This window comes from Lyngbya sp. CCY1209, from assembly GCF_055795065.1.
Map to the genome: position 1 here is coordinate 1 of NZ_JAYFER010000104.1, position 7,071 is coordinate 7,071.

At 56.9% G+C, this 7,071-nt stretch carries 5 protein-coding genes; 2 read left to right on the top strand and 3 right to left on the bottom strand.

The genetic code is table 11. The features are described 5' to 3' along the window. Nucleotides 1-61: 61 nt before the first annotated feature. On the bottom strand, nucleotides 62-2,224 hold the full coding sequence (ppk1, locus tag AC0QHF_RS00660) for a polyphosphate kinase 1 (RefSeq protein WP_324702260.1): 2,163 nt from the start codon (nucleotides 2,222-2,224) through the stop codon (nucleotides 62-64). A 613-nt stretch (nucleotides 2,225-2,837) separates the two neighbouring features. On the opposite strand from ppk1, the gene AC0QHF_RS00665 reads away from it, so the two are divergent. Further along, on the top strand, nucleotides 2,838-3,059 hold the full coding sequence (locus AC0QHF_RS00665) for a Nif11-like leader peptide family natural product precursor (protein ID WP_324702261.1): 222 nt from the start codon (nucleotides 2,838-2,840) through the stop codon (nucleotides 3,057-3,059). 150 nt (nucleotides 3,060-3,209) lie between these two features. On the opposite strand, the gene AC0QHF_RS00670 is transcribed toward AC0QHF_RS00665, so the two are convergent. Continuing rightward, nucleotides 3,210-3,713 (bottom strand): DUF4112 domain-containing protein, encoded by a 504-nt coding sequence (locus AC0QHF_RS00670; protein WP_324702262.1) that lies wholly within the window; start codon nucleotides 3,711-3,713, stop codon nucleotides 3,210-3,212. A 239-nt stretch (nucleotides 3,714-3,952) separates the two neighbouring features. Next, nucleotides 3,953-5,869: a molecular chaperone DnaK gene (dnaK, locus tag AC0QHF_RS00675; protein WP_324702263.1), complete on the bottom strand. Its 1,917-nt coding sequence runs from the start codon at nucleotides 5,867-5,869 to the stop codon at nucleotides 3,953-3,955. Between the two features lie 394 nt (nucleotides 5,870-6,263). Between dnaK and AC0QHF_RS00680 the strand changes: the two genes are divergently transcribed. Further along, nucleotides 6,264-7,037, top strand: coding sequence for a multicopper oxidase family protein (locus AC0QHF_RS00680; protein ID WP_324702264.1), 774 nt, complete (start codon nucleotides 6,264-6,266; stop codon nucleotides 7,035-7,037). Nucleotides 7,038-7,071 lie beyond the last annotated feature (34 nt).

Below are 7,071 nucleotides of genomic sequence, written 5' to 3' on the forward strand. Positions count from 1 at the left end.
ACAGGGGCGGAGGTAAAATTCCCCACACCCCACACCCCACACCCCACACCCCACACCCAAATTACCGCCCCTGTTCCGCCGTGTCCATCAAAATATCCTGGGCGCTGAGTTCGGGCGCCTTATCCGCCGGACGCCGCTGGATGTAGCGGCCGTCTTCCTGCAAGTCCCAGGCGTGGCGGTTGTCCGAGAGCATGATGCCGAGCACTTCCTGGAGATCCTTGGCCAGTTTGGGTTCTTCCACCGGCACGATCGCCTCGACCCGCCGGTTGAGGTTTCGGGGCATCCAGTCGGCGGACCCGATGTAAACCTCTTCCTCGCCGTTGTTGTAAAAATAAAAGATCCGCGAGTGCTCCAAAAAGCGCCCCACGATGCTGATCACTTTGATATTTTCGCTCACCCCCTTCACTCCGGGACGCAGGCAGCAGATCCCCCGGACGATCAGATCGATGGTGACGCCGGCGATGGATGCCTCGTAGAGGGTGGCGATAATTTCCGGATCGACCAGGGAGTTCATCTTGGCGACGATGCGCCCCGTCTCCCCGGCTTGGCAGCGATCGATCTCCCGGCGGATCAAACTCAGGAAGCGATCGCGCATATTCACCGGCGCCACCAACAATTTCCGGTAGGACTGCTGGCGGGAATATCCGGTCAAGAAGTTGAACAGGTCCGTCAGGTCTTCCCCCAACTCTTCCCGGCAACTCAACAGCCCCAAATCCGTGTACAGTTTAGCCGTTTTCGGGTTGTAATTTCCCGTTCCGATGTGGACGTAGCGGCGGATGTGGCCCTCTTCGTGGCGCACCACCATCACCACCTTCGTGTGGGTTTTCAACCCCACCAACCCGTAAACCACATGGACGCCCCGCTGCTCCAATTGTCGCGCCCAGTGGATGTTGTTCTCCTCGTCGAACCGGGCTTTCAACTCCACCAGGGCCGCCACCTGCTTGCCATTTTCCGCCGCCGCGATCAGGGCGTTGATGATGGGGGAATCTCCCGAGGTCCGGTACAGGGTCATTTTGATCGCCAACACGTTGGGATCGTAAGCCGCCTGGGTGATGAACTGCTGCACCGTCGCCGAGAAAGATTGGTAGGGGTGGTGGACCAAGACGTCGCCCTGGCGGACGATCGCGAAAATATCCTTTTCGATTTCGCCGTTGCTCGTCGAGGTGGTCACTTCGTCGCTGTCCGCCAGCCACTTGGGCAGGGTCGGACTCCACGGCCGATCTTTCAACTCCGGCATCGGCAGGCCCATGAACGACATCAAATCCTTGAGGTCCAGGATCCCCTCCACGGTGTAAATGTCTTCGGGCGCCAATTCCAGCTCCTCCATGAGCATCTCCCGGATGTTTTCGGGCATTCCGGTGTTGACCTCCAACCGCACCGCCGAACCCCCCAGGCGTCGCTTCCGCAACTCCTGTTCGATCGCCAAGAGCAGGTCGTCCCCTTCGTCTTCCTGCACGGAGAGATCGGCGTCTCGGGTGATGCGGAAGGGGTAGTAGTCGAGGATGTTCATCCCCGGGAACAGGGCTTCCAGGTTGTGGGCGATCACCTGTTCCAGGGGGACGCCCGTCCAGAAACCGGCGTTGCCCTCCCGCTGTTTTTGGAATTTTTCGGGGAGGGAAATAAACCGCGGCAGCAGTTTGGGGACTTTGATCCGGGCCAGCAAATCCTCCTCCGTCTCCGGGTTTTTGAGGACGACGGCCAAATTTAGGCTGAGGTTGGACAGGTACGGGAACGGGTGGGAGCGGTCGATGGCCAGGGGGGTGAGAACGGGGAAGATTTGCTCCTCGAAGTAGTGGTGCAGGTAGGTACGCTGTTCCTGGTTCAGGTCGATGTAGTTGAGCAGGTGGATGTCGTGTTTGGCCAGCTCTACCTTCGCCGTTTTCTCGAAAAATTGGTGCTGCTCCGACACCATCGGCAGCAACCGCTGGTGAATTTCTGTGAGTTGTTGCCGGGGGGTGCGGCCGTCGGGGGTGCGCTTGCGGACGTCGGCTTCGATTTGTCGCTTCAAACCGGCCACCCGCACCATAAAAAATTCGTCGAGATTGGAGCTGAAGATGGACAGGAATTTGAGCCGCTCCAACAGCGGGGTGCGATCGTCGAGGGCCTCGGCGAGGACCCGGTAGTTGAACTCCAGCCAACTCAGTTCCCGGTTGAAAAAGTATTGGGAATCGCCGAGGTCGATCGATTTTGAGGTCTGGGTTTCGGACTTTTTCGTTTTTGCCATGATCTAGAATAAAACGTGGGAGTTAGAGTGACAGTCGCGGTTTTTTGTATAATACCGGGAAGAGAAGGTCGGCTAGTTGACATTAAAAGAAGTTTAACACTTTTGGTTTAAGCTTTTGTTAATTTAATGTTAATCTCGGCGGAGGTCGCCCCGCACGCCGCTGGCAAGTTTGTTTTTAAATCTGACTCGAATTCGAGCTTCCGAGGGACTCTCAGAGCGACGATTGTGACGAGATTGACTGCCTTTCCGTTGGGAATTTTTTGCTTTTTTGAACTCCGCCAATTTTCCGGTCGGGGGCGAAGGAATTTCGGGGGCCAGCTTGGTCGTGTATTTTTATCAACTATAAAGATAATTTTTTGCAAAAGTCGGCATTTTCGATCGCGACAAAATTTTCCGACCCATTCTCCGACTTAATTCTCCTCGCGATCGCCCGGTTCGGAAGGGGGAAATCCCGCGAATCGAGTCCCCCGGAACCCGAGAATACGCCGCCGGACGATCGCATAAAATCCCAGAAATTTTTGGGGCATTTAGTAAAGTTTGTAACACTTTTTGAGATCCGAGCCTGAGACAATAGAAGGGTACCCAATCCTACGACCCAGTTAGGAGGGACTTTATGTCCAAACACAATGTAGAAACGCTGCTCGAAGCGGGCGGTCGTGACCCCGAGATTAAGAAAAAATATAACGAGGCGCAAAATGAGGAGGAGTTTGTCGCCCTCGCCCTCGCCGACGGTTACGAGTTTACGGTCAACGAGCTCAACGCAGTCCTCAACGAAGCCGGAGATTCCTTTGAAGTGCGCGGAAATCCGCCCAAGCGAGAAATCTGGTGGACATAAGTCCAACGGCGATCCATCTCAAACCGAGATGGAATTCTCGGTCGCCCCGAACCGATTGAACGAACGGTAAAAATCCCATTCGATCGAACATTCCCAGAGCCCATTTGTTCTGGGTTTTTTTGGCGCGGGTTGTCGCCGGGAAAACACCCGTCACAAGGATTGCAACAGACGCCACAGCAGGGCGATCGCGACTAAACTGACAAAGGACACCAAAATCACCAGTAGCAGCAACCCGCCCAAGAGTAAAACGACAAACCCGCGATCGGCTTTTTTCCCGGTTTCGGGATTCTCCAAATGGGCTTCCAAAAGATCGACATTTTTGACGTTCGCCTTCCACGCCACATCAAACAGGTCGCCGACGACCGGGACCGTCCCCGCCACCGTTTCCAGGGCGATGTTGGACCCCATTCTCAGCAGGGTTTCCTTGGGGACGCCGAACTGAAACGCCTTCAACACGATATAACCGGAAAACACCGCCCCCAGCAGGTCGCCCCCGCCCGGTATCAGCCCCAAAATGGGGTCTAAACCGATGCCGTGGGAGGTTCCGGGGATGCGGATCGCCCGGTCCAATAGATTGCTGAATTGGCGCAATTGTCGGATGGAAGAGACTTTTGTCCGGTCGGGTTCAGATTGGGTCGATGGCAGTGGTGACATGGTCGAAAACTGTTGATTGAGCGAATCAGCCAATTTTATCTCGATGGAGGTGTCCCGACATCGATCCATTTGAGGAATCTTTCGGCGATTTCCGGTTCAATACCCGAACATCGGGCAACCCTATAAGGTTGCCCCCACGGGGAATCCAAACATCGTCAAAAAACGGGGGGACATCGATGATGTCTCCCCCGTCGCAATTGTCAGATGATTGGAAGCGGGGGAATGGACCCCGAGTTCGTTTATTTGGCTTCGGTGAAGTCGGCGTCGATCACGTCGTCGGACGGACCCTCGCCGCCGTCGCCGTCAGACGAGCCTCCCGTCGCTCCCGCTTCGGCTCCCGGTGCGGAGCCGCCGGCTTGCTGGTACAGGTTGCTGCTGAGGGTGTAGAGCGCCTGTTGCAACTCGGTGGTCAGGGTTTGGATTTTGGCGTCGTCTTCCTGGGCGATCGCATCCCGCAGCTCCTTGATCTGACCTTCGATCTTGGTCTTCTCGTCGGCGGGAACCTTGTCGCCGAGTTCGTTGATCTGCTTCTCGGCTTGGTAAGCCAGGGTGTCGGCCTGGTTCTTGCGATCGATGCGCTCCCGGCGCTCCCGGTCCGCGGCCGCGTTCTGCTCGGCTTCCTTGACCATGCGATCGACTTCGTTATCCGGCAGGGTGGAGGCGCCGGTGATGCTGATGGACTGTTCCTTACCCGTCCCCTTATCCTTCGCCGTCACGTTCAGGATACCGTTGGCGTCGATATCGAACATCACCTCAATTTGGGGCACGCCGCGGGGAGCCGGGGGAATGCCGTCCAGGCGGAAGGTTCCCAAGCTCTTGTTGTCGGTCGCCATTTCCCGCTCACCTTGCAGGACGTGGATTTCCACATTCGTCTGGCCGTCAACCGCCGTGGAGAACACCTCGGATTTCTTGGTGGGAATCGTGGTGTTGCGGGGGATGATCTTGGTCATCACGCCGCCGAGGGTTTCCACACCCAAGGACAGGGGAGTCACATCCAGCAGCAGGATGTCTTTCACTTCGCCGGCCAGGACACCCGCCTGAATCGCCGCACCCACGGCAACCACTTCGTCCGGGTTGACGGTTTGGTTCGGGTCTTTGCCCAGAACCCGCTTCACCAATTCTTTGATGGCGGGAATCCGGGTCGAACCGCCGACGAGGACTACCTCATTGATGGCGGACTTGTCGAGTTTGGCGTCGCGGACCGCATTTTCCACCGGAATCCGGCAGCGGTCGATCAGGTCGGAGCAGATTTCCTCGAACTTCGCCCGGGTCAGGGTCATGTCGAGGTGCTTCGGCCCGTCCTGGGTGGCGGTGATGAAGGGCAGGTTGATCTCTGTCTGGGTGACGCTGGAGAGTTCCTGCTTGGCTTTTTCCCCCGCTTCCGTCAGGCGTTGGAGGGCCTGCTTGTCCTTCCGCAGGTCGATGCCTTCGGTTTTCATGAATTCCTCGGCCAGGAAGTCCACGATCTTCTTGTCGAAGTCGTCGCCGCCGAGGTGGGTGTCGCCGGATGTCGAGAGCACTTCAAACACGCCGTCGCCGACTTCCAGGATGGAGACGTCGAAGGTACCGCCCCCGAGGTCGAAGACCAGGATGGTTTCGTTGCTCTTTTTGTCCAGGCCGTAGGCCAGGGATGCGGCCGTCGGCTCGTTGATGATCCGCTTCACTTCGATGCCGGCGATTTTACCCGCGTCTTTGGTGGCCTGACGCTGGGAGTCGTTGAAGTAGGCCGGGACGGTGATGACGGCTTCGGTGACGGTTTCTCCGAGGTACTTGCTGGCATCTTCGAGCAACTTGCGGAGAACCTGGGCCGAAATTTCTTCCGGCGCGAATTGCTTCTCTCTGGCCGGACAGTCGAGCTTGACGTTGCCGCTGCTGTCGGAGAGGACTTTGTAGGCGACTTCTTTGGATTCGTTGTCTACTTCTGAAGATTTGCGTCCGATGAACCGCTTCACCGAGTAGAAGGTGTTTTCGGGGTTCATCACGGCCTGGCGCTTGGCGATTTGTCCCACGAGTTGATCGCCGTTTTTGGCGTAGGCGACGACGGAGGGGGTCGTGCGAAGGCCTTCGGCGTTGGCGATCACGGTGGGTTTACCGCCTTCCATTACCGCGACACAAGAGTTAGTGGTTCCTAAGTCAATTCCAACTACTTTTCCCATAGTGGTGCTTTTGCTCCTATGACTACTACAAAATTTGTTCTGTTTCCGCCCCGTTGATTCGCCAATCGAGTAAACCGCAGGTCACATTTGGTGAATGGGATGAGTAAGGGAGTCCTTTTTGAATAAGATCTTCAAGATCGATTCTTATTTCTATACTGTGGGCGGTCTGTCCTTTTGATGAAGGTGTGTTTACCGAACCTCCGGGGGACGGTCGGACTCCTTGCCGGTGAACCTGCGACCGTTTTGGATAACATCCATTCACTACTGTAGGAGGTGCGATCGCTCTCGATATGGTGGCTAACCGTAAGTCGGGAGTTGTGTTTGCCGTCAATCTCGGAAAATGGTTCGTTAAACTGGGATGGGCATCACCCCATTTCACGCGCCGATTGAACCGATGAAACGCAGACAGTTCTTAACCCTGAGTACCGCCGCCGGGGCAACCCTCCTGGGCCAGTGCGGTTCTCGCGCCTCCCTACAGGCACAATTTCCCCGGAAGACCAGTCAAGGGGGACTGCTGGACGTGGCGTTGGAGGCCCGTCCGGTGCGGGCGGCGATCGCGGGCCAATCCCTGAACCTGTTGGCCTACAACGGACAGATTCCCGGCCCGATGCTGGAAGCTAAACCGGGGGACACGGTGCGAATTCAGTTCAAAAATAGTCTCCCCCAAGAAACGAACCTGCACTATCACGGCCTGCACGTCCCCCCCACGGGGAACGCCGACAACGTTTTCATCCACGTCCCGTCCGGAGAAACCCAGACCTACGAATTGACGATTCCCGAAGATCACCCGGCGGGAACCTTTTGGTATCACCCCCACCGCCACGGCTGGGTGGCCGATCAGGTGTTCGGGGGTCTGGCGGGGTTGTTCGTGATTCGGGGGGAACTCGACGACATCCCGGAGGTGAAGGCGGCGAAAGAAGAATTTCTGGTTTTGCAAGATTTCGACGCGGCGGGAAGTTCGGGTCGGCGGGGAAACCCCATGATGCAGATGATGGGCCGGGAAGGTGCGATCGTCACGGCCAACGGACAGGTCAACCCCTCCCTGTCGATTCCCGCAGGGGGACTGTTGCGGCTGCGAATTCTGAACGCTTCCCCGTCTCGATTCTATTTATTGTCCCTCGAAGATCACGTAAAATCTCCGATACGTTTGGAAGCTCTGTCTCTTTAGAGCAGGGAGGAAAAACGAACGGCGACTTGAGTCG

Excerpts from the sequence above, each read along its gene's own strand:
- AC0QHF_RS00680 (WP_324702264.1), top strand. The coding sequence starts at position 6,264 with ATGAAACGCAGACAGTTCTTAACCCTGAGTACCGCCGCCGGGGCAACC.
- AC0QHF_RS00670 (WP_324702262.1), bottom strand. The coding sequence starts at position 3,713 with ATGTCACCACTGCCATCGACCCAATCTGAACCCGACCGGACAAAAGTC.
- ppk1 (WP_324702260.1), bottom strand. The coding sequence starts at position 2,224 with ATGGCAAAAACGAAAAAGTCCGAAACCCAGACCTCAAAATCGATCGAC.
- AC0QHF_RS00665 (WP_324702261.1), top strand. The coding sequence starts at position 2,838 with ATGTCCAAACACAATGTAGAAACGCTGCTCGAAGCGGGCGGTCGTGAC.
- dnaK (WP_324702263.1), bottom strand. The coding sequence starts at position 5,869 with ATGGGAAAAGTAGTTGGAATTGACTTAGGAACCACTAACTCTTGTGTC.